Genomic DNA, 21,012 nt, shown 5'->3' with positions numbered 1-21,012 from the left:
GGTGCGGCCGGCTCAGTTGAGCCGGAGCCCGGACTCTTGATCGAACAGATGGACCGACTTGGCGTCGGGCACCATGGGCAGCGCTTCGCCTGGACGCGCCGCGATCCGCTCGCGGAACACCCCGACGATCTTCTGGCTGCCGACCTTGGCGAAGACCTGGGTCTCGGAGCCCGTCGGCTCGATCACCGACACTTCCGCCTTGATCGTGTCCTTGGCACCCAGCGAGAAATGCTCGGGGCGAATGCCATAGATCGCGGGCTTGCCATCCGATCCCTTGGGCGCGCCGCTGAGCGGCAGGTCGACGCCGTCATCGGTGACGAAGGACGCCTTGCCGTTGAGCTTGATCTTGCCTTTCAGGAGGTTCATCGCCGGCGAGCCGATGAAGCCCGCGACGAACACATTGGCGGGCCGGTCATAGAGCTCGAGCGGCGAGCCTGACTGCTCGACGATGCCGTCATGCATCACCACGATGCGGTCGGCCATGGTCATCGCCTCGACCTGGTCATGCGTCACATAGACGGTCGTGGTCTTGAGGCGCTGATGCAGTTCCTTGATCTCGGCGCGCATCTGCACGCGCAATTTGGCATCGAGATTGGACAGAGGCTCGTCGAACAGGAACACCGCCGGATCGCGCACGATGGCGCGGCCCATGGCGACGCGCTGGCGCTGGCCGCCCGAAAGCTGGCGCGGATAACGCCCGAGATAGGGCACGAGGTCGAGGATTTCCGCCGCGCGCCTCACCCTGCTTTCGATCTCGGCCTTGGGCGCATGGCGCATCTTGAGCGCGAAGCCCATATTCTCGGCCACCGTCTTGTGCGGATAGAGCGCGTAGGACTGGAACACCATGGCGATGTCGCGATCCTTGGGCGGCAGGTCGTTGACCACCCGCTCGCCGATGCGGATATCGCCCGAGGTGATCGGCTCGAGGCCGGCGATCATGCGCAAAAGGGTCGATTTACCGCAACCTGACGGACCGACCAGGATGACGAACTCGCCATCCGATATGTCGACCGACACGCCATGGATCACTTCCTGGCTGCCATAGGCCTTGCGTACATCAACGACGTCAACCGAAGCCATCTGTCCTCCCACCGGATATTCTTTTCTGGAGCAGCGCACGTTATTGCATCTTGTCCGGATGGTCCAGCACCGATCGCTGACCTGTGCCCCGCCGCCAATTATCGCTAAAGTAGTCGAATCATCATGACCGGCCCCTTGTCCAAGCGAATGATCATGCCGCCGACGCGCGCCACGGCCGCGGCCGACGAGTTGCGCCGCCGCATCCTCGAGGGCGAGTACCCGGCCGGCATGCAACTGCGGCAAGCGGTTTTGGCCGAGGAATTGGGCATCAGCCGCATCCCCTTCCGCGAGGCGCTTATCCTGCTTGAGGCCGAAGGCCTGGTGCAGATGGAAGCCCACAAGGGTGCGGTCGTCGCCGGTTTCTCGCCCGAGGAGGTCGAAGAGCTCTTCGAATTCCGCGCCTTGCTCGAGCCCGCTCTGCTCGAGAAATCCGCCCCCCTCCTCACCGCCGCCGATTATCAGGAGCTCGACGCCATCTTGCGTGAATATGGCGACGAGCTCAGGGCGGAGAATCCGGGCCGCTGGGGCGCGCTCAACACCGCCCTGCATGCCGTTCTCTATCGCCGGGCCCGGAGCCCGCGCATGCTGGCGACCGCCGAGCAGCTCCTGCAGAGCACCGACCGCTTCGCCCGCATGCAGATCTATTACACCGACGGCCGGGAGCGGGCCGAGCGCGAACATATTGAGATCGTGACCGAGTGCCGCGCCGGCAATGTCAAGAAAGCGGCCAGACTGCTGCGCCAGCATATATTGACGGCCGGAGACGCGCTGGTGCGGCTTTTGCGGGAGCGCCAGCAGTCCCCTGATTTGTCAAAATCCTAGCGAGCCCGGCCGGGTAAGGCCCAAGATGATCATCTCGCTCGACATCGGCGGATCGGCGATCAAGGGCGCGGTCGCATCGAGTCCCAAAAACCTCGCGCCGCTCGGCCGTGTGGCGACGCCGCCCGATGATTTCGACGCCTTCGCAGCCGCCATCGGCCGGATGGCGGCCGATGCCCCGGCGCCGCCGCAAGCGCCGATCGCCATCGCGATAACCGGCGTCGTCGATCCCGCCACCGGCATGATCAAATGCGCCAATATCCCCTGCGTCGATGGCCGGCATCTGGGCCGGGAGCTCGAGGAAAGACTTTCACGGCCGGTGCTGGTCGCCAATGACGCCGACTGTTTTGCCCTGGCCGAGGCGATCGAAGGCGCCGGCCGTGGCCATCGTATCGTCTTCGGTGCGATCCTTGGCAGCGGAGTGGGTGGCGGTCTCGTCATCGACGGCCGCATCGTCACCGGTCCGGGCGGCTTTGCCGGCGAATGGGGCCATGGCCCGGTCGCCGCCACAAGTGCTGGTTCGCCGCCCATGGCCATTCCGCATTTCCCCTGCGGCTGCGGCCTCAGGGGCTGCGTCAACACGATTGGCGGCGCGCGCGGCATGGAGCTGCTGCACCGCCACCTGCATGGCATCGAACGCCCGAGCACGGCGATCGTCGCGGCCTGGCTGGCCGGTGATAGCGAAGCCGCGCGCACCATCGTTTGCCAGATCGATCTGCTGGCGAGCCCTCTCGCACTCGCCATCAATATCGTCGGCGCGGGCATGGTGCCGGTCGGCGGCGGCCTGGCGCAAGCGCCGCAATTCATCGCCTCTCTCGATAAGGAAGTCCGTCAACGCATGCTGCGCCGGCTCGATACGCCACTTGTTGTTCCAGGCCAGCTGTCGCCCGATCCGGGACTTGTCGGCGCGGCGATCCTGGGTTTCTCGGAGCGCGATACATGACCGCCCCTTTGCTCGAGGTCTGCGTAGCGGATCCTGAAAGCCTCGATGCGGCCATCGCCGGCGGCGCCGATCGCATCGAATTGTGCTCGGCGCTCGAGCTCGGCGGCCTCACCCCTTCGCCGGGCCTCATGAGCCTCGCCGCCGAAGCGCCCATTCCGGTCTATGCGATGGTGCGGCCGCGCAGCGGCGGCTTCGTCTTCAACGCCAATGATCTGAGCCTCATGCTGGCCGATATCGATGCCATAGGCGCCTATGGATTGAGCGGCATTGTCATTGGCGCATCGCGGCCGGACGGCAAGCTCGACGCCGCCATGCTGCGCCAGCTTCTCGGGCACGCGCAAGGCCTCGGCAGCACGCTTCATCGCGCCTTCGATCTCGTGCCGGATTTCGAGGCGGCGATCGAGACCGCCGTCGATCTCGGCATCGAGCGCATACTGACGTCGGGTGGCGCCGCAACGGCCCTTGCGGGCCTTCCCGCTTTGCGTCGGATGCATGAAGCGGCGCGCGGCCGCATCTCCATCATGCCGGGCGCTGGCCTCACGCCGGACAATGTGGGTGTGGTCTTGCAGGCGGTCCCCTTCAGTGAGTTCCACAGTTCCTGCTCCATCCCGGTGCGGACCTTGAACGACCTCGCGGTGCGGCTCGGCTTTGCGCAACCGGCGCACAAGCGCACCCACAGCGGTACCGTTGCCGCTTTCAAGCGTGCCGTTGCGTCTCCCTAGCTAGATGGCAGCGACCAGCGCGACTCGCGCGGTGATTCCCCGAAGCGCTCGCGATAGCGCGTCGAGAAATGCGACTGGTTGGAAAAACCACAGAGAAAGGCGATCTGCTGCAGGCTGTGGCCGGTGCGATAGGCGATCAGGATCTGCCGCCGTGCTTCCTGCAGCCGCAATTCCATCAGCTCATGGCCGAAGGTCGTGCCGTGAAGCTTGTAGATCTTGAACAGATAGCGCAGCGAGATGCGATGCGCTTGCGCCACCTTGGCGGGTGACAGGTCGCAGTCGCTCAGGTTCTCTTTCATATGGATGCTGAACCGCTTGAACATCATATGGGTAAGCGAACGGTCCTCGAATTCGGGCGTCGCCGGATCATGCGCCGTCTCCAGCATGAGGCAGATCAGATCAAGAATACTCTCGGACAAGCGGTCGGCGGCATCGGGTGACCATGGCATCGCAGGCTTCATGACCCGAGCCGCCATTTGCCCTACGGTCGCCGACAATGTCGGATTGGCGATGTTCTCTCGCCCGCACAGCGTGTCGATCGTCGGCAGGCGCCCGCGCAGGACTGGGCACGGGATCTTGAGAGTCAGGTTCTCGAAATTGGCCGAACAGCCCGCTTCGTAATATTCGGTCGAATTGAGCAGCACGACATCGCCCGGATCGATGAACCCCGACCGGCCGCGCTGATCGAAGAAGAGCTGATCCTTCAACGGGAAGATGAAAACGAAGTTCTCGGCGCCATCCTGTTTCGCGGCTTCGGCATAGCGGAAAACCCGCAATTCGTTGGACTTGTAGTTGGAAAGCCCGATCGGCCCGAGCATCGCCTCGTGCAGCTCTCCGCGCACTTCGTCATTGTGGCGGGGCTTCACATCGACACAGTAATAGACCTGGCTCATGAAGTCGCGCCAGGCACCCAGCCGCGTGGTCGCCGGGACTTCATCGGTGGAAAAAGCACGCAAGCCGAGATTCATAGGAAAACCCTCACCTCCCAGGAACCCATCCGCCGGGGATAGTGACGGACACCTTGGGGTGAGTCCATAGGCGCCGTCAGCACGCAATCTGGGACTTAAGTACAGCCACACCAAAATGACTGTGCACTGACGCGAAAGACGGTTCCCGCAAAGCTACCTATAGTCTCCGCGCACGCTGATCGAACCGACAGGCGTGTCGAGGCGCGCGAAAAGCGCCCGTCAACGATTTCAGGAGGAAGACCCGGATGACCCATCGCTTCAGTCGCCGTCATGTTGTCGGAGGCCTCGCCGCCGGGGCCGTCGCCATGCCGTTCGTGTCGCGGCGTTCGGCGCGCGCCGCCGATCCGATCCTGATCGGACTGCCGACCGCGCAGACTGCGCAAGCGGGCGTTGCCGATCATGCGGACTATCTCAATGGCGCGACCCTCGCCATGGAGGAGATCAATGCCGCGGGCGGCGTACTTGGCCGCGAGATTCAATTTGTGGTGGTCGATCTCGATCCCTTGTCGCCGGAAAGCTGCCAGATCGCGATCAGCAAGCTGGTCGATACCAAGGTGCATGCCATTGGCTGCGCCTTCACGCTGGTGCCGATCCCGACCGCCGATGCCTCGTCGAAATATAAATGCCCCTTCCTGTGGGGCGTTACTCAGCGCAACTACACCGAGGAAGTGGCCAAGGATCCGGAGAAATACGGCCACTGCTTCCAGACCGATCCGTCCGAAGTGCATTATGGCTACACCTTCCCGACCTTCCTCAAGGACATGAAGGATCAGGGCGTGTGGAAGCCGCTCAACAACGGCGTTCACATCGTCCAGGAGCAGATCGCCTATAACCAGACGATCTCCAAGGCACTGCAGGCGGCTCTTCCCAACAGCGAATTCACCCTCGCCAAGGTCACCGACATCCAGTATCCGGTGCAGGACTGGGGTCCGGTCATCCAGGACATCAAGGCGACGGGCGCCGGCGCCGTGATGATCGACCATTGGGTCGCCGCCGAGTATGCCGCCTTCGTCAAGCAGTACCAGGCCGATCCGCTGAAAGGCGCCCTGGTCTATCTGCAATATGGCCCCTCGCAGCCGGAATTCCTCGAACTCTCCGGCGCCGCGGCCGAAGGCTTCGTGTGGAGCACCGTGCTCGGCGTCTATGCGGATGAGAAAGGCAAGGCCTTCCGCGAGAAATACCAGAAGCGTTTCCCCGGCATTATGGGCCTTTGCTACACCGGCAATGCCTATGACACTGTGTATTTCCTGAAGAATGCCTGGGAGGCGGTTGGCGATCCGTCGAAATTCAAGGAAGTCTGCAACTGGATCAGGGTGAATTCCTATCGCGGCGTCTGCGGATTCATGGACATGAACAACAAATACCAGGAATGCGCGCATTTCCCGGACAATGGCTATGACGTGACCGCCAAGGAGCTCGAAAAGGGCATGGGCCAGCTCTTCTTCCAGGTCCAGGATGTGCAGCACAAGATCATCTATCCCGATCCCCTCAAGGAAGTGGCGCTCAGGCCCGCACCCTGGTGGACATGACGGCGGCGGAAGTGAGCGTAGCTGAGCCTCTCTTTGCCTGCAGCGATATAAGTCTCGACCTCGGCGGACGTGAGATCCTCAGACGGATCTCGCTTTCCGTCAAAGCGGGCGAAGTGCTGGGCATCATCGGTCCGAACGGGGCTGGCAAGACGAGCCTCTTCGAGGTCCTGTCGGGACGCATCCTGCCGAAATCGGGAAGTGTCACCTTCAAGGGCAAGGACGTCACGCGCCTGCCGCTCTATGAGCGTGCCAGACTCGGCATCGGCCGCACCTATCAGACGCCCGTCGTTCCGGAGGATCTCACCGTCGGCGAGGTGCTGAAGGCGGCGCGCCAGGCCTACCGGCCCTATCTCACCGGCGACCATGCCGAATGGGGGGCGGAACTGGTGCGCTTCCGGATCGACGCCCATATGCCGGCCTCGCGCCTCGACACGCTCGACCGCCGCAAGCTGTTGCTGACCTGCCTGCTGATGCGCCACCCGCCGCTCATTCTGATGGATGAGCCGGCGGCGGGGCTGATCAATTCGGAAGTCGATGAATTCGACGACCTGATCCGCATCCTCTCCAAGGAGATGAATGTCGCGATCATCATCGTCGAGCATCGCATCGAGCTGCTGGCGACCATCGCCGACCGGGTGATGGTGATGGATGCCGGTGAAACCATATCGCAGGGCGCGCTCGAGACCGTGCTCAACGATCCCAAGGTGCACGCCGCCTATTTCGAGAATGTCGTCGAAGGCACGCTCGATGAGGAGGCCGCCTGACATGGAGAAGAAGGAAGTCCTCAACGTCAAAGGCCTGTCCGCCGGTTACGGTCCGATGCGGGTCATCCATGATCTCGACCTCATCGTCTATTCGGGCGAGCGGGTGGGCCTGGTCGGGCTGAACGGCCATGGCAAGTCGACCTTGTTCCTCGGCATCGCCGGCCTCACCGGATGGCAGCGCGGCTCGATCAAGCTCAATGGCGTGGAAGTCGGCCGCACCAGGAGCCAGGGGCCTGGCCGCTATACGCACCAGGTCGTCCATCATGGGCTGGCGCTGATCCCGCAGGGCGATGAGATCTTCACCGGCCTCACCGTCGAGGAGCATCTCGACAGCGGCGCCTTCACGCCGCGCGCCTGGCGCGAGCGGGCCGAGCGCAAGGAACGCGTCCTCAGGATTTTTCCGCCGTTGAAGAAGCTCATGAAGACGGCGGTCGGCCGGCTCTCGGGCGGCGAGCGCCGCATGGTGTCGATCGGCCGCGGGCTGATGGCGGAAGCCTCCCTCTTCCTCGTCGATGAGCCATCCCTCGGCCTGGCGCCCAAGATCGGCAAGGGCGTTCTCGACGCCTTGATGTCGGTCGAGCTCGGCCAGTCGGCGATGATCATCGCCGAGCAGAATGTCGCTTTGCTCGAAGGCCGCGTCGACCGCGTCATCGGCATGCATGTCGGCAAACTGAAGGGCGAAGCCTCGGCATCCCTCACCTTCCAGACCAGGGTAATGACATGAATTGGGGCTTCGTCATCGCCAATGCGATCACGCTCGCATGCATCTACGGCACGCTCGCCATCGGACTTTCCATCACCTGGTCGAGCCTCGGCCTCATCAACATGGCCTATGGCTTCATCTTCGCTCTGTCGGGCTATGGCGCCTGGCTTGCCGCGCAGCATGTCTCGGCCAATGGCTTCATCGTCATGGCCGCCGGCATATTGACGGGTGCGGCCGGCGGTCTCCTGGTCTGTGCGCTGGCCTTCATTCCCATCCATGACAAGCCCAATTTCACCGTGCGCGGCATGATCGCCACGCTTGCGGTGAGTCTCGTCGGCAACCAGGCTTTGCTCTGGTATTTCGGTCCGCGCGCCAAGAGCCTGCCGCAGCTCTTCGGCGCATCGCAGACGTCGATCTTCGGCGTGGTGATGACGGCCGACAAGATCGGCGCCGTCGTCTCCTCGGTGGTGCTGCTCTCCGCCGTGCTCCTGTGGATGCGCTCCAGCCGCCGCGGCCTCGAGATCCGCGCCATGATGATGAACCCGCATGCGGCCTCGATCGTCGGCATCGGCGTCAGGCGCACCGGCTTCTATGTCATGGCGCTCACCGGCGGGCTCGCGGGCCTTGCCTCGGTTCTCCTGTCGCAAACCTATTATGTCGGCCCTTTCAGCGGCATCACGCCCATGGTCAAGGGACTGAGCGTGGCTTTGTGCGGCGGCCTGGGCAGCGTCTTCGGCGCCGTCATCGCCGCCGCCCTGCTCGGCATCAACGAAGCCATGACCTCGGTCGTCTTCGGTGGCCAGTATGTGCTCATCACCCAGTTCGCGCTCATCATCCTGATCTTGCTGATCAGGCCGCGCGGCATCGCCGGCATCCTCGACAAGGCGCGCGAGGCCTGACATGACCGCGACCTGGAAGAATCCGATATCCGCCTTCGATCCGGAAAAGCCGGTCGAGGAGGTCGTCACCAACGATTATCTCTCGCCCCAGAGCCAATGGGATGCGGTACGCGCCTATAATGTGCCGACCTATGAAGTGGGCCGCCTGCGCTACTACCACAAATGGGGCGGGCATGGTGCCAGGCTGTGGTCCAGGCTGCGCTATTGGCCGACGCGCCGGCGCGTGCTCGATATTTCGGGCGAGTACAATGCCAAGACGCTGCGCCGGCAGAAGACGATCGAGGACAAGCGCCCGATCTGGTGGGTGCTCGCCCTCCTGGCGCTCGCCATCGTTCCCTTCTTCATCCCCGAAAACCAGCAGAATGCGCTGCTCACCGCCGGCGCCGTCTTCGGCATCTATGCGGCGATAAACCTGTGCTGGATGCTGATCATCGGTACGGCCGGCATCTATTCGCTGGCGACCTACGCGGTCGTCGGCGCCGCCGCCTACGGCACAGCCTATCTGTCGATCCATCTGGGGCTGCCCTGGTGGGCGATGCCGCTCATCGGCAGCATCATCGGCCTCGTCTTTGGAGTCATTATCGCCATACCGGCGACAAGGCTCGAGGGCTTCTATTATGCCCTCCTCACTTTGGGCCTGGTCGAGCTCTGCCGCGTCTATGTCCTCCAGTCGCGCGAATTCGGCTCGGCGACCGGCGGTCTTTTTGGCGCCGACAGCTATATACCGCAAGCCTGGCCACAGCATGACCAGCTGATGCTCGGTTACTATGCCGGCCTCGCGCTGATGATACTGGCGCTCTTCCTGTTCCGCTTCGTCAACGGCAAGCGTTTGGGCCGCGTCCTGCGCATGGCACCCGAGAAGCGCGAGGCCTTTGCCGAGGCGACCGGCGTCAATTATCGCGCCGCCCGCATCCAGGTTTTCCTGATCTCGTCTCTGGCGCTCGGCTTCATCGGCGGTTTCTATTCGACCCATTTCCGTGGAGCCGCCCCCAATCTCTTCTCTTTCGATACGATGCTGCTCTCGCTTTCCATGCTGGTCATTGGCGGGCTCGGGCGCTCGGAGGGCGCGGTGCTCGGCACCCTCATCGTCGTCTTCATCGACCGCGTCCTGGTCGATTGGGGTCCGATGCGCTTCGTCCTCATCGGAACCCTCATGCTGCTGGTGGTGCTCTTCCTGCGCGGCGGCCTGTTCGGCATCAAGGAACAGTTCCGCGCCTGGCGCGACAAGAAGAAGAGCGAGAACCGCTCGTCACGGGCGGAGAAAGGTGGAGAAATGCTGCCCGAGGAAGCGACCGAGACCCCCAACAAGGACATCATCTATTTTCGCCGCTTCGACAAGATGCAGCGCGATTTCCTGAAGAAGCTCATCACGCCGGAACTCATCGAAGAGCACCGCAAGCGCCCCTTGGGCCAGCATAGCGAGGCACTCGAACGCGTGCTCACTTACTTCCGCCGCCAGCCGCTCAACGACAAATATGCGATTACCGTGATCGAGCCCTTCAAATCCTATCGCATCGTCGCTCTCTCCGGCAGCCGCGGCGTCGCCCCGCGCCTTGTCGAGGACAAGACCTATGGCACCCCCGATGAGGCCTATCACGCGCTGTTCATGCGTCGCGTGCAGGACCTGCTCGAATCCTAGCATCGGCCCGAAAAGTTGCAGACTTTTCGGATAAGCCGATGCGAATGAAAAAAGAGACAGAACGCCCCGCGTTCTGAAATTCAAAGAATAGTCACCGGAGTTCTTCATGGCGCAAATCAAGGTCTTTGGTTACACGGACAAGCTTTCCGTGAAGCCCGGTGACGAGCTCACCTTCCATGTCCATGCCGACGGCACCGACAGGGCCGCAGCCCAGCTCGTGCGCCTCATCCATGGCGATGAGCATCCGAGCGGCCCGGGTTTCATCGAGGAAGAGATCGCCTCCCCCCTCAACGGTGAGTGGAAGCTGCGCAAGCAATATACGCAAGTGGGCGCCTTCCTCACGGTGGACGACCCCGGTCGGAGGCTGAGCGGCGACGGCGATTTCACCCTATGCGCCTTCATCCAGCCGACCTTGCATGGCGATGGCGTGCGCCAGGCGCTGCTCGGGCGCTGGGACATCTACCACAATGAAGGCTTCGCTTTGTGGATCAACCAGAAGGGATTTCTCGAATTCGGCCTCGGCGACGGCAAGGAGGTCGATTATCTGGGCGCCGAGGCGCCGCTCATCCGCAACATGTGGTATTTCGTGGCGGCGACCTATGAGAAGAAGAGCGGCAAGGCCACGCTCTATCAGGAATGCGTGGCGACGCGCTACAACAGCCTCCTCGGCAAGGTCGTGCCTTACGACTATCGCTCGCATGTGCAGGAGACCTTCCGCTTCAGGCCGAAGAATCCCGAGGATGTGCCCTTCCTGGTCGCGGGCGCGCGTGACTGGCACGAGGTCAGGGGCCATTTCGTTGCCCAGAATTTCAATGGCAAGATCGACCGCCACGGCATGTTCGACCGCGCTCTGTCGCGCGCCGAGCTCGATGCCATTCGCGACACCGGTACGCCGCCCCAGTCCGGCCTCATCGCTTACTGGGATACGACGGCGGGCTACACCGATTTCGGCATCGGCGATGAGGTCCGCGATATCGGTCCACACGGCCTCCATGCGCGGGGCTATAACCGCCCGGTCCGCGCCCAGACCGGCTTCAACTGGAAGGGCCGCAATGACTCCTTCCGCCTGGCGCCCCGGGAATATGGCGGCATTGAATTTCACAGCGATGCGGTGATCGACTGCAAATGGGAGCCGACCCGCACCTGGACGGTGCCCGAGCTCAAGAGCGGCGCCTATGCGGTGCGCCTGCGCGCCGGCGACGGCAAGGGACTGGGCGAGGAATATGTCGTCTTCTTCGTGCGCCCCAGGACGCCCAAGGCGCGCATCGCCTTCCTGGTCCCGACCGCGAGCTATCTCGCTTACGCCAATGAGCATTTGAGCTTCGATGCCCAGATGGTGCAGCCCATCAGCGGCCAGCCGCCGATCGTCTCCGAGATCGATATCGAGCTCTATCAGACGAAGGATTTCGGCCTGTCCACCTATGACGCTCATTCCGACGGGGCCGGTGTCTGCTACAGCTCCTATCGCCGGCCGATTCTGAATATGCGCCCGCGCAGCCGCCTTTCATCGATGGGCATCACCTGGCAGTTCCCGGCCGATCTGTCGATCATCGGCTGGCTCGAGCATCTGGATTACGACTATGAGATCCTCACCGATGAGGATCTGCATGTTGAGGGCATGGCGGCGCTCAAGCCCTACAATGTCGTGATCACCGGCTCCCACCCCGAATATTATTCGGAAGCGATGCTCGATGCGACCGAGGACTATGTCGCCGAGGGTGGACGCCTCATCTATATGGGCGGCAATGGCTATTACTGGAATGTCGGCTTCCGCGCCGATGAGCCCTGGTGCATGGAGGTGCGCAAGCTCGATTCCGGCATGCGCGCCTGGAATGCGAGGCCGGGCGAGCATTATCTCGCGACCACCGGACAAAGGAGCGGCCTGTGGAAGAATCTCGGCCGCCCGCCGCAGAAGCTCACCGGCGTCGGCTTCATCTCGCAGGGCTTCGAGTCGGCGCGTCCCTATCGGCGCATGCCCGACAGCTTCCACCGCCGCGCCTCCTGGGTGTTCAAGGATGTCGAGGGCGAGATCATCGGCGATTTCGGCCTGGCGCATGAAGGTGCCGCCGGCATCGAGATCGACCGCTATGATCTGAGCCTCGGCACCCCGCCCCACACGCTGATCCTCGCCTCCTCCGGCGGCCACAGCGACAATTACATGCTGGTCTGCGAGGAGATCCTCTATGCCTATCCGGGAATGACCGGCACGCATGATTATCGCATCCGCGCCGACCTCACCTATTTCACCACGCCCAATGACGGTGCGGTGGTGTCGACCGGTTCGATCGCCTTTGGCCAGTCGCTGCCCTTCAACAAATTCGACAACAATGTCTCCAAGGTCCTGAAGAACATCGTCGATGCCCTCGCCAGGAAGGGCAAATTGCCGGGCTGGGCCTGGACGGCGGAAGAGAAGCAGTGGCGCTGATTCAGAATATCAGCTTCTAGCTCTAACCAATTTATTTGATTCAGTTTTCCCGCGCCGCGATAGGGCGCGGGCCGACGACACGCTTTGCGTGCTTGACGGCGCTCGGGCTTAGGTTAACGTAGTTGGTATGACAGGTATACCAGCCGAGAGCCGGCCGATCCGGCCCCAGAAGCTCTATGAGCAGGTCTCGGCGCGGCTCGAAGCCCGCATCATCGACAAGACCTATGAGATCGGCGACCTGCTGCCCTCCGAGCGTGACCTGATGCGCGAATTCGGCGTCGGCCGTCCGGCGATCCGCGAGGCGCTCATTCATTTGCGCAATATGGGCCTGATCGAGCTGCGTTCGGGCGAGCGCGCTCTGGTCATCCGCCCGACGCCCGAAATTGTCGTCGAGGCCTTGTCGGGTGTCGCCAAGCACATGCTGTCGGCCCATGACGGGGTCCGCGATTTCCAGAATGCCCGCCTCTTCTTCGAAGTGGGCTTGGCCCGCCATGCCGCCCAGCACGCGACGAAGGAGGACATCGAGCAGCTGCGTCTGGCGCTCGAGGTCAACCAGGCTGCCCTTAACGACCTCCCCCGCTTCGAGAAGACGGATGTCGCCTTCCACTATGTGCTGGCGGTCATTCCGCGCAACCCGATCTTTCCCGCCATCCACGCGGCCATCGCCGAATGGCTGGTGCAGCAGCGCCATATCACGCTGAGCTGGAGCGGCCGCGGCGGTGCCGAAGGCGCCTATGAGGCGCACAGGTCGATCTATGAGGCGATCGCCGCCCGCGATCCCGACCGGGCCGAAAAAGCCATGCGCGCTCACCTCGCCGAAGTCGCCAGCCTGTTCTGGAAAGCCATGGAGTCCGATGCATGAGCGGCTATGTCATCCTGGTCGATTTCCTGCTGAAGCCCGGAAGCAAGGCGGAGTTCCGGCGTGCCATTGACGCCAATGCCAGGGCCTCCTGCCAGACCGAGGCCGGCTGCCGCCAGTTCGATGTCGTCGAGCCCCGCGGCGAGCCTGACCGCATCATTCTCTATGAGATCTATGACGACCGCGCCGCCTTCGAGGTTCACCTGAAGACGCCGCATCTCGCCGCCTTCGAGGCGGCCAGCAATCATCTCGTGACGAAGAAGACCGTGATCGCGGGCGACGTCGTCTGTGACGGATCGAAGACCTGAGGCGATCGGATAGTCGCCCGAAGACAGGATGGGAGGAATTGGATGAGCGCATCAGGCCTCAAGGCCATGGCCAGGACGAAGTCGGCGAAATTCGGCCACTTCATCGTGGAGTTCGCGACGCCCGGCATCGGTCACATCATGAAGTCGGCGGGCTGCGACTTCACCTTGTTCGACCTCGAGCATTCGGGCTTCGGCTTCGAGACGGTGAAGAGCGCCCTGCGCTATTTCGAGGCGGCCGGCCTGCCGGCCATCGTGCGCGTGCCGTCGCGCGAATATCACCACATTGCCCGCGCCATGGACATGGGCGCCGAAGGCCTCATGCTGCCGATGGTCGGCAATGTCGATGAGGTACGCCACATCGTCAATTCGATGAAGTACCATCCGCAAGGCCGGCGCGGCGTGGCGCTGCAGGTGGCGCATGACCGCTACCGCCCTGGCGCTGTCGCCGACAAATTCGTGGCCGCCAACAAGCGCGCCACCCTCTTCTGCCAGATCGAGACGGCGGAAGGTGTCGAGAATGCCGACGCCATGGCGGCGATCGATGGCGTCGACTGCCTGTGGGTCGGCCATTTCGACCTCTCGGTGTCGCTCGGCATTCCGGGCCAGTTCGAGCACAAGGACTTCAAGCGCGCCATCGAGCGCACCATCGCCGCAACCAGGAAGCATAAGAAGGCCCTGGGCCGGCTGGTGCCCAATGTCGAGGCCGGCATCGACATCTACAAGCAGGGTTTCGATTTCGTCTGCTATTCGGGCGATGTGTGGCTGCTGCATGCGGCCCTCGAGGACGGCATCAAGAAGCTGCGCGCCGGCTGCGGGAAGTAAAGCATGCAACGTCAATTCCCCTCCCCCCTACCGTCATCCCGGCGAAAGCCGGGACCCACTGAAGCCTTCCCGCGCGAGCAGCGCTGCCCGCATTGCGCAAATTTAATGGGTCCCGGCTTTCGCCGGGATGACGAACTGCTCTGCGGAGGCGCCAATGCCTGAGCCATTCCGCGTAGCGCTCTCGGGGGATTTCAGGAAGGCCGACGGCTCGCCGACCTATCCCGATTTCGATCTGGCGCCGCTTAAGAACGCCCCCAATGTCGAGATGGCCTTCCTCGAAAACGCCAATCCGATCCGCGCCGATCAGCTCGAGGATTTCGACGCTTTGATCCTGCTCGCCCATCGCTTCACCGCCGACAGCGTGCCGAAATCCGGCCGCCTCGCGGTGGTGGCGCGCTTCGGCGTTGGCTATGACACGGTCGACGTGCCGGCCTGCAGCAAGGCCGGTATCGCGCTGGTGATAACGCCCGATGGCGTCCGCCGCCCGGTCGCGGTGTCGATCATCACATTGATCCTGGCGCTGACCGGCAAGCTGCTGATCAAGGACAAATTGACCAGAGAGGCTGCGGCGGGCTTCGCGAAGCGCTCGGATCACATGGGTGTCGGCCTCGTCGGCCGCACGCTGGGATCGGTCGGCATCGGCAATATCGGCGCCGAGATGTTCCGCATGGCGAAGCCTTTCGACATGAAGTTCATCGCCCATGATCCTTTTGCCGACAGAAGGATGGCGGCTGAGCTCGGCATCGAGCTCGTCTCCCTCGAAGACGTGTTCCGCCGTTCCGATATCGTGTCGGTGAGCTGTCCCCTGAGTGCCGAGACGCATCATCTCGTCAATGCCGAGCGCCTCGCGCTGATGAAGCCCACCGCCTATTTCATCAACACCGCGCGCGGCCCCATCGTCGACCAGAAGGCTCTGACGAAGGCGCTGCAGGAGCGCCGCATCGCCGGCGCAGGCCTCGATGTGCTGGAGCAGGAGCCGCCCGATCCCGACGATCCGATCCTCAAGCTCGACAATGTCATCCTGGCGCCGCACGCGCTGTGCTGGACCGACCAGTGCTTTGCCGGCAATGGCGCCGCGGATGTGAAGGCCGTGCTCGAAGTCCAGCATGGACGCGAGCCCCGCGGCATCGTCAACAAGGACGTAGTGAACCACCCCGACTGGCAAAGGCGGCTTGCCGGCTTCGCCAGGAGATTTGCAGGCCCATAAAAAGAAAAGTCGCTGCCAAACTAATTCCGGCCGATCAGAAGCCGGTGAGTTGCGAGACCAGAAGTGCCGACAATGAACCCAATTGGGAGGAATGACGACCATGAACGATCGTGAGAAGCGTGACTTTGAGGCCGGTCTCAATGCCGAGATCGACGCCTGGCTGAGGGGCGAGAACACGCGCCGCAGCTTCATCAAGAAATTCGGCCTGATGACCGGCCTGCTCGCCACCTCGAGCGCGGTGTTGAGCCCGTGGGCGGAAAATGCCCTGGCGCAGGCGGCTGTCGACCTTGCCGACCCATCGACGCCTCTGGGCAAGGCGCAAGCCGCCGCCATGAAGGCGTCGACCGAAGGGCCGGCCGACGGCTCGGCCTATCGGGCCGTCCAGGCGGCCAAGCAATATTCCGGCATCACCATCAACATGACCTATGAATCCGGTCTGCAGGCGCTCGATCCGCGCAATTTCTCAGGCCCCGTCTGGGAGCAGCTCACCGGCATCAAGTCCAATGTCGTGGAGCTGTCCAATCCGGATCAGTATTCGAAGGCCGTCGCCGAGCACATTGCGGGCTCGGGCGCCTATGACGTCCTCGACATCTCGCCCGCCTGGACGCCCTCGCTTGCCGATGGCGGCGTGATCGCGCCGCTCGACGACTACATCGCCAAATACATGAACCCGGCCGACCTCGAGGACTACCACCCGCTCTACAAGGCCTTGCCGACCTACAAGGGCAAGATCTGGGGCTTCTTCGACGACGGCGACATGTTCGCCCTCTATTATCGCAAGGACATCTTCGAGGATGCGAAGCTGAAGGAGGCCTATCAGGCCAAGTTCTCGAAGGCGCTGGAGCCGCCCAAGACCTGGGAGGACTATGCCCAGGTGGCCCAGTTCATCACCGACAATCTGGCGCCCAATGTCTATGGCGCCGGCCACTTCCGCAAGGCCGCGAGCCCCGGCAACCAGTTCGACTTCCTGCAGCAGTTCCGCGCCAATGGCGGCGTGCTGTTCGGCGACGACATGAAGGCCGGGCTCAGTTCCGAGGCCGGCATGAAGACCCTGACCAACATGCTGGCGGCGAATGCGGCCTCGATCCCGGGCAATAACGAGCTCGATGCCGTGTCGCTGTGGGCGGCGTTCCTGCAGGGCAAGGTGGCGATGATCTATTCATGGCCGCCGACGGGACGCATGTGCGCCAACTACGCGCAAAGCGCCAAGGCGATCAACTTCGTTCCGCAATCGACCATCGCGGGCAAGGTCGGCTATGCCGTGGTGCCGGGCAACCCCGAGCATGCGACGGGCTACAACAAGGCGCTGTCGGCCGACTCGCGCAATCTCGATGCCGCCTATCTGTTCATGCAGTGGGCGACCTCGCCGCCGGTGTCGCTCGCCCGTGTGATGCTGCCCTATGCGCTGCGCGATCCCTATCGCCTGTCGCATTTCAAGTCGGATCTCTATGGCGAGCTGTTCCCGAGCGCCAGGGAATATCTCATCAACCTCAACAACTCGGCCAATGTCGGCCTCCTCGACATGATCATGCCGGGCGCCCAGGATTATTTCCTGAGCCTCGACCGGCTGTGCACGTCGGTATGGGCCGGCACCGATCCCAAGGCGGCGCTCGATACCGCCGCCGCCGAATGGGACCAGACGACCGAGCGTTTGGGCGTCGACACGCAGAAGGCCTACTATGAAGACTTCAAGAAGCTTCCCGGCTCCTCGGCCGATCACACGGTCGAGAAACTGGGCATGGCGGTGAAGCTCTGACATGAACTGAAACGGAGGATGGCTTGACCATCCTCCGTTTTACGATCTGAATTTGAAGGGTGGTCCGATCGGGATGAAACAGACTGTGGGAAGTTTCGTTTCAGTTTCCCCTCCCCCTTGCGGGGGCGAGGAGCGGCGGCGAAGCCGACAAAAAGGTCCAGTGGACCTTTTTGAGCACCGAGCGCCTGAGCGCAAGCGAAGGCCGGCATGGTTGGGGTGGGGGTCCGGTGGTCTCTCAGCGATGTTGTGCGTCAGTTCCGCAATACCACCCGACCCCCACCCCGGCCTTTCAGGCCGACCCTCCCCGCAAGGGGGAGGGTAATATGAACGCCAACCGCCTCAACGCGCTCTCCGAATGGACCGACCGCCATTTCAAATGGCTGCTGGTGGCGCCCGCCGTTCTCCTGATCCTGGCGCTCTCCGTCTATCCCCTGCTCTTTTCCGTCTGGGTGCTGTTCGTCAATTACGACTTCACCGTGCCGGGCCATGGCTTTGTCGGCTTGCGCAATTTCACCCGCGTGCTCGCCGATCCGGTCGCGCGCTGGTCGCTGTGGGTGACGGTGCTGCTGTCGACCATCAATGTCGCCATCGAGTTCCTGCTTGGCCTGGCGCTTGCTCTCGCCATGGTCAAGAGCTTCCGCGGCCGCGGCATCATCATGTCGCTGATCATCATTCCCCTCTTCATCAGCCCGGTGATCGTGGGGCAAGCCTGGGCGCTGCTGCTGCAGCGGCCCTTCGGACCGACCAATTACATACTGAGCCAGGTCCTCGGTTTCGAGGTGACCATCGGCTGGCTTACCCAGGCGCCGTGGAACTTCATCGCCCTCATCCTTGCCGATGTGTGGCAATGGACGCCCTTCATGTTCGTGATCCTGCTCGCCGGCCTCACCGCCATCCCGCCCAATCTCTATGAGGCGGCCGAGCTCGACGGCGTCGATGGCTGGCGCGCCTTCTGGTGGATCACCCTGCCGCAGCTGGCGCCCATGATCCTGCTCGCCATTACCTTCCGCATCCTCGATGCGGTGCGCCTCTTCGACACGATCTTCGTCATGACCGGCGGCGGCCCCGGGACGAATACCTATTCGAGCTCCTTCTATCTCTACACGCTGGGCTTCACCCAGTTCCATCTGTCGGAGGCGACCGCCGGCGCCTGGATATTCCTCGTCCTCACCGCGATCCTCATCACCTTCCTGGTGCGGCGCCTGCTCAGGGCGGAGCCGACATGAGAGAGGAAGTCTCAAATGAGCGCGCTTGAAATGAGCGAGCCGTCTCCAAGTTTCCCCCTCGCCCGTTGCGAAGCAATGGGAGAGGGTGCCCGAAGGGCGGGTGAGGGCTCTTTGGTTGCAAAGGACCTCTTCTGGAAAGTCTTCATTCCCTTCAAGAAAGAGCCCTCATCCGGCCTGCTCGCCTTCGCGAAGCCGAGGTTTTGTTCCGGCAAAGCAGATAACTTCCGCTTCGGCGGAGCAAGGTCGGCCACCTTCTCCCATGCTGCGCACGGGAGAAGGGGAACAGATGAAGGGAGCTCCGTAAGCTTCAGAAGCTATATATACGGGTATCCCCTAACATGACCCGAAGCATGCTCACCCGCGCCAATATTGCCCGCACGCTTCTGTTGGGGGCGTTCCTCCTCTTCACCTTCATCCCGCTCTATTGGATGTTCATCACCTCGATCAAGCCGAGCGATGACTATCTGGCGGTGCCGCCGGTCTGGTTTCCGGCCGAGCCGACGATATTGCACTACACCGCCGCCCTCTTCGCCTATCGCGGTCTCGACGGCCTCATCAACAGCGTGATCATCTCACTAGCCGCGACCTTGCTCTCGACCGTGCTCGGCACGCTGATGGCCTATAGCCTGGCGCGCTTCAACACCGGCGGCCAGCATCTTTCCTTCTGGGTGCTGTCGCAGCGCTTCCTGCCGCCGATCGCGACGGTGCTGCCGATCTTCCTCATCTATCGCATGCTCGGCCTGCATGACACGCATTTCGGCCTGATCATCGCCTATACCGTCTTCACGCTTCCGGTGACGGTGTGGATGATGTTCGCTTACTTTCGCCAGATGCCGAAATCGCTCGAGGAAGCGGCCCTCGTGGATGGCTGCACGCGCTGGCAGTCTTTGTGGCGGGTCGCCATTCCGCTCGCCGCTCCCGGCATCGTCGCCGCGGCCGTCTTTGCCTTCATCGCCTGCTGGACGGAATTCTTCTTCGCTTTGATCCTGACCAGCCGCACCGCCTTCACGCTGCCCACCGTCTTTCGCGCCTTCCTTGGCTTCCAGGGCGCCCAGTATGGCGAGGCGAGCGCGCTCGCCATGGTCTCGCTGGTGCCCTCCATCATGCTCGGTATTCTCGTCCAGCGCCACCTAGTGCGCGGACTGACGCTCGGCGCCGTCCGCGGCTAGAAAGGAAAGAGATGGCTCACGTCAACATAAAGGGACTGCATAAGCACTTCGGCGCCGTGCATGTCGTGAAGGGCATCGATCTCGCCATCGCCGATGGTGAGTTCACCGTTCTTGTCGGCCCTTCGGGTTGCGGCAAGTCGACACTTCTGCGCACCATTGCCGGGCTCGAGCAGGCGAATGAGGGCACGATCGAGATCGGCGGCAAGGTGGTGAACGACATGCGTCCGCGCGACCGCGACGTCGCCATGGTGTTCCAGGACTATGCGCTCTATCCGCATATGACGGTCGCGCAGAATATCGGCTTCGGCCTCAGGGCCCGCAATTTCCCCAAGCCTGAGATCGAGGCGAGCGTCAAGCGTGCTGCCAAGATGCTCAATATAGAGCAGTATCTCGACCGCCTGCCGCGCCAGCTGTCGGGCGGCCAGCGCCAGCGCGTCGCCATCGGCCGCGCCATCGTGCGCAACCCGCAGATATTCCTGTTCGACGAGCCCTTGTCCAATCTCGATGCGCAGCTGCGCGACGAGATGAGGAGCGAGATCAAGCGCCTGCACCAGGAGCTCGGCGCCACCATGATCTATGTGACCCATGACCAGATCGAAGCGATGACGCTCGCCGACCGGATCGTCTTGATGAATGCCGGCCAGATCGAGCAATCAGGCTCGCCCCTCGACCTTTACGAGAAGCCGAAGACCCGCTTCGTCGCGGGCTTCCTCGGCTCGCCCAAGATCAATTTCGTCAAGGCGAGGCTCGAGCCATCAGGCATCGTCTTTGCCGACGGCCAGACGCTGCGCCTGCCGGCGGCGGAGAGCCGGCGCTATGGCGCGCATCTCGGCAAGCCGGTCGTCTTCGCCATCCGGCCGCAGCATATCGACCGCGCCGCCGACGCCAAAGCGGCTCATATCGCGAGCACCATCGATCTCGTCCAGCCGACGGGGGCCCGCACCTATGTCACCTTCGCCATCGGCCAGGAGCCGGTGATGGCCGAGCTCGACGCCCATGATGCCGGAAAGCCCGGCGACAGGATCGCCATCGCTTTCGATCTCGCCCATTTCATCCTCATCGAGCCGGACAGCGGGAAGGTGCTGGGGTCTTGAATTGCCGATGACTTCGCACCATCCCCTCGACCGTCATCCCGGCGAAAGCCGGGACCCATTAAATTCTCTCAATGCGAGCA

The 21,012-nt window shown here is 62.9% G+C and carries 19 protein-coding genes; 17 read left to right on the top strand and 2 right to left on the bottom strand.

The features are described from left to right. Positions 1–12: 12 nt before the first annotated feature. On the bottom strand, positions 13–1,080 hold the full coding sequence (locus DT068_RS22425; RefSeq protein ID WP_119392135.1) for an ABC transporter ATP-binding protein: 1,068 nt from the start codon (positions 1,078–1,080) through the stop codon (positions 13–15). 153 nt (positions 1,081–1,233) lie between these two features. Here DT068_RS22425 and DT068_RS22420 point away from each other — a divergent pair, with 153 nt between their 5' ends. The 3 genes from DT068_RS22420 to DT068_RS22410 are packed head-to-tail and all read left to right on the top strand — an operon-like array spanning position 1,234 to position 3,564. Then, on the top strand, positions 1,234–1,902 hold the full coding sequence (locus DT068_RS22420) for a GntR family transcriptional regulator (protein WP_368905023.1): 669 nt from the start codon (positions 1,234–1,236) through the stop codon (positions 1,900–1,902). A gap of 25 nt (positions 1,903–1,927) precedes the next feature. Then, positions 1,928–2,842, top strand: a complete 915-nt coding sequence (locus DT068_RS22415; protein WP_119392133.1) for an ROK family protein — start codon at positions 1,928–1,930, stop codon at positions 2,840–2,842. Next, positions 2,839–3,564: a copper homeostasis protein CutC gene (locus DT068_RS22410; RefSeq protein ID WP_119392132.1), complete on the top strand. Its 726-nt coding sequence runs from the start codon at positions 2,839–2,841 to the stop codon at positions 3,562–3,564. Before DT068_RS22415 ends, DT068_RS22410 begins: the two co-directional genes overlap by 4 nt. Here the strand turns inward: DT068_RS22410 and DT068_RS22405 are convergent. Further along, entirely contained in the window at positions 3,561–4,532 is a 972-nt protein-coding gene (locus DT068_RS22405) for a helix-turn-helix domain-containing protein (protein WP_119392131.1), read from the bottom strand. The two genes, DT068_RS22410 and DT068_RS22405, sit on opposite strands and share 4 nt — an antisense overlap. A 245-nt stretch (positions 4,533–4,777) precedes the next feature. Here DT068_RS22405 and DT068_RS22400 point away from each other — a divergent pair, with 245 nt between their 5' ends. From DT068_RS22400 to DT068_RS22335, 14 genes are all read left to right on the top strand, one after another. Continuing rightward, on the top strand, positions 4,778–6,061 hold the full coding sequence (locus tag DT068_RS22400; protein ID WP_119392130.1) for an ABC transporter substrate-binding protein: 1,284 nt from the start codon (positions 4,778–4,780) through the stop codon (positions 6,059–6,061). After that, positions 6,058–6,825 (top strand): ABC transporter ATP-binding protein, encoded by a 768-nt coding sequence (locus DT068_RS22395; protein ID WP_119392129.1) that lies wholly within the window; start codon positions 6,058–6,060, stop codon positions 6,823–6,825. Before DT068_RS22400 ends, DT068_RS22395 begins: the two co-directional genes overlap by 4 nt. Before the next feature lies 1 nt (position 6,826). Further along, a complete protein-coding gene (locus DT068_RS22390; RefSeq protein ID WP_368905021.1) occupies positions 6,827–7,549 on the top strand; it encodes an ABC transporter ATP-binding protein in 723 nt (240 codons plus the stop codon). Continuing rightward, entirely contained in the window at positions 7,546–8,427 is an 882-nt protein-coding gene (locus DT068_RS22385; RefSeq protein ID WP_119392127.1) for a branched-chain amino acid ABC transporter permease, read from the top strand. Before DT068_RS22390 ends, DT068_RS22385 begins: the two co-directional genes overlap by 4 nt. Before the next feature lies 1 nt (position 8,428). Continuing rightward, the gene (locus tag DT068_RS22380) at positions 8,429–10,066 is read left to right on the top strand and encodes a branched-chain amino acid ABC transporter permease (RefSeq protein WP_119392126.1); all 1,638 of its coding nucleotides are present in this window, start codon (positions 8,429–8,431) and stop codon (positions 10,064–10,066) included. A 106-nt stretch (positions 10,067–10,172) separates the two neighbouring features. Next, entirely contained in the window at positions 10,173–12,491 is a 2,319-nt protein-coding gene (locus tag DT068_RS22375) for a N,N-dimethylformamidase beta subunit family domain-containing protein (protein ID WP_119392125.1), read from the top strand. A gap of 127 nt (positions 12,492–12,618) precedes the next feature. Next, positions 12,619–13,353: a transcriptional regulator NanR gene (nanR, locus tag DT068_RS22370; RefSeq protein ID WP_119392124.1), complete on the top strand. Its 735-nt coding sequence runs from the start codon at positions 12,619–12,621 to the stop codon at positions 13,351–13,353. Then, positions 13,350–13,658: a putative quinol monooxygenase gene (locus DT068_RS22365; protein WP_119392123.1), complete on the top strand. Its 309-nt coding sequence runs from the start codon at positions 13,350–13,352 to the stop codon at positions 13,656–13,658. Before nanR ends, DT068_RS22365 begins: the two co-directional genes overlap by 4 nt. Before the next feature lie 42 nt (positions 13,659–13,700). Then, positions 13,701–14,480 (top strand): HpcH/HpaI aldolase family protein, encoded by a 780-nt coding sequence (locus tag DT068_RS22360; RefSeq protein WP_119392122.1) that lies wholly within the window; start codon positions 13,701–13,703, stop codon positions 14,478–14,480. A gap of 154 nt (positions 14,481–14,634) precedes the next feature. After that, a complete protein-coding gene (locus DT068_RS22355; protein ID WP_119392121.1) occupies positions 14,635–15,687 on the top strand; it encodes an NAD(P)-dependent oxidoreductase in 1,053 nt (350 codons plus the stop codon). Positions 15,688–15,787: 100 nt separating this feature from the next. Further along, complete coding sequence (locus DT068_RS22350; protein WP_119392270.1) at positions 15,788–17,443, top strand: extracellular solute-binding protein; 1,656 nt, start codon at positions 15,788–15,790, stop codon at positions 17,441–17,443. 323 nt (positions 17,444–17,766) lie between these two features. Further along, positions 17,767–18,669, top strand: coding sequence for a carbohydrate ABC transporter permease (locus DT068_RS22345; RefSeq protein ID WP_119392120.1), 903 nt, complete (start codon positions 17,767–17,769; stop codon positions 18,667–18,669). 338 nt (positions 18,670–19,007) lie between these two features. Continuing rightward, the gene (locus DT068_RS22340) at positions 19,008–19,838 is read left to right on the top strand and encodes a carbohydrate ABC transporter permease (protein WP_119392119.1); all 831 of its coding nucleotides are present in this window, start codon (positions 19,008–19,010) and stop codon (positions 19,836–19,838) included. Positions 19,839–19,849: 11 nt separating this feature from the next. Next, a complete protein-coding gene (locus DT068_RS22335; RefSeq protein ID WP_119392118.1) occupies positions 19,850–20,932 on the top strand; it encodes an ABC transporter ATP-binding protein in 1,083 nt (360 codons plus the stop codon). The last annotated feature ends 80 nt before the right edge of the window (positions 20,933–21,012 follow it).

It is taken from the genome of Taklimakanibacter lacteus (genome assembly GCA_003576695.1).
GTDB classification, from domain to species: Bacteria; Pseudomonadota; Alphaproteobacteria; order Rhizobiales; family Aestuariivirgaceae; genus Taklimakanibacter; species Taklimakanibacter lacteus.
This window is presented reverse-complemented; position numbering and strand designations above follow the sequence as displayed.

Coding starts and splice junctions, on each gene's coding strand:
- DT068_RS22390 (WP_368905021.1), top strand. CDS start 6,827: ATGGAGAAGAAGGAAGTCCTCAACGTCAAAGGCCTGTCCGCCGGTTAC.
- DT068_RS22340 (WP_119392119.1), top strand. CDS start 19,008: ATGACCCGAAGCATGCTCACCCGCGCCAATATTGCCCGCACGCTTCTG.
- DT068_RS22385 (WP_119392127.1), top strand. CDS start 7,546: ATGAATTGGGGCTTCGTCATCGCCAATGCGATCACGCTCGCATGCATC.
- DT068_RS22380 (WP_119392126.1), top strand. CDS start 8,429: ATGACCGCGACCTGGAAGAATCCGATATCCGCCTTCGATCCGGAAAAG.
- DT068_RS22425 (WP_119392135.1), bottom strand. CDS start 1,080: ATGGCTTCGGTTGACGTCGTTGATGTACGCAAGGCCTATGGCAGCCAG.
- DT068_RS22415 (WP_119392133.1), top strand. CDS start 1,928: ATGATCATCTCGCTCGACATCGGCGGATCGGCGATCAAGGGCGCGGTC.
- DT068_RS22355 (WP_119392121.1), top strand. CDS start 14,635: ATGCCTGAGCCATTCCGCGTAGCGCTCTCGGGGGATTTCAGGAAGGCC.
- DT068_RS22400 (WP_119392130.1), top strand. CDS start 4,778: ATGACCCATCGCTTCAGTCGCCGTCATGTTGTCGGAGGCCTCGCCGCC.
- DT068_RS22375 (WP_119392125.1), top strand. CDS start 10,173: ATGGCGCAAATCAAGGTCTTTGGTTACACGGACAAGCTTTCCGTGAAG.
- DT068_RS22335 (WP_119392118.1), top strand. CDS start 19,850: ATGGCTCACGTCAACATAAAGGGACTGCATAAGCACTTCGGCGCCGTG.
- DT068_RS22410 (WP_119392132.1), top strand. CDS start 2,839: ATGACCGCCCCTTTGCTCGAGGTCTGCGTAGCGGATCCTGAAAGCCTC.
- DT068_RS22395 (WP_119392129.1), top strand. CDS start 6,058: ATGACGGCGGCGGAAGTGAGCGTAGCTGAGCCTCTCTTTGCCTGCAGC.
- DT068_RS22405 (WP_119392131.1), bottom strand. CDS start 4,532: ATGAATCTCGGCTTGCGTGCTTTTTCCACCGATGAAGTCCCGGCGACC.
- DT068_RS22420 (WP_368905023.1), top strand. CDS start 1,234: ATGCCGCCGACGCGCGCCACGGCCGCGGCCGACGAGTTGCGCCGCCGC.
- DT068_RS22360 (WP_119392122.1), top strand. CDS start 13,701: ATGAGCGCATCAGGCCTCAAGGCCATGGCCAGGACGAAGTCGGCGAAA.
- DT068_RS22345 (WP_119392120.1), top strand. CDS start 17,767: ATGAACGCCAACCGCCTCAACGCGCTCTCCGAATGGACCGACCGCCAT.
- nanR (WP_119392124.1), top strand. CDS start 12,619: ATGACAGGTATACCAGCCGAGAGCCGGCCGATCCGGCCCCAGAAGCTC.
- DT068_RS22365 (WP_119392123.1), top strand. CDS start 13,350: ATGAGCGGCTATGTCATCCTGGTCGATTTCCTGCTGAAGCCCGGAAGC.
- DT068_RS22350 (WP_119392270.1), top strand. CDS start 15,788: ATGAACGATCGTGAGAAGCGTGACTTTGAGGCCGGTCTCAATGCCGAG.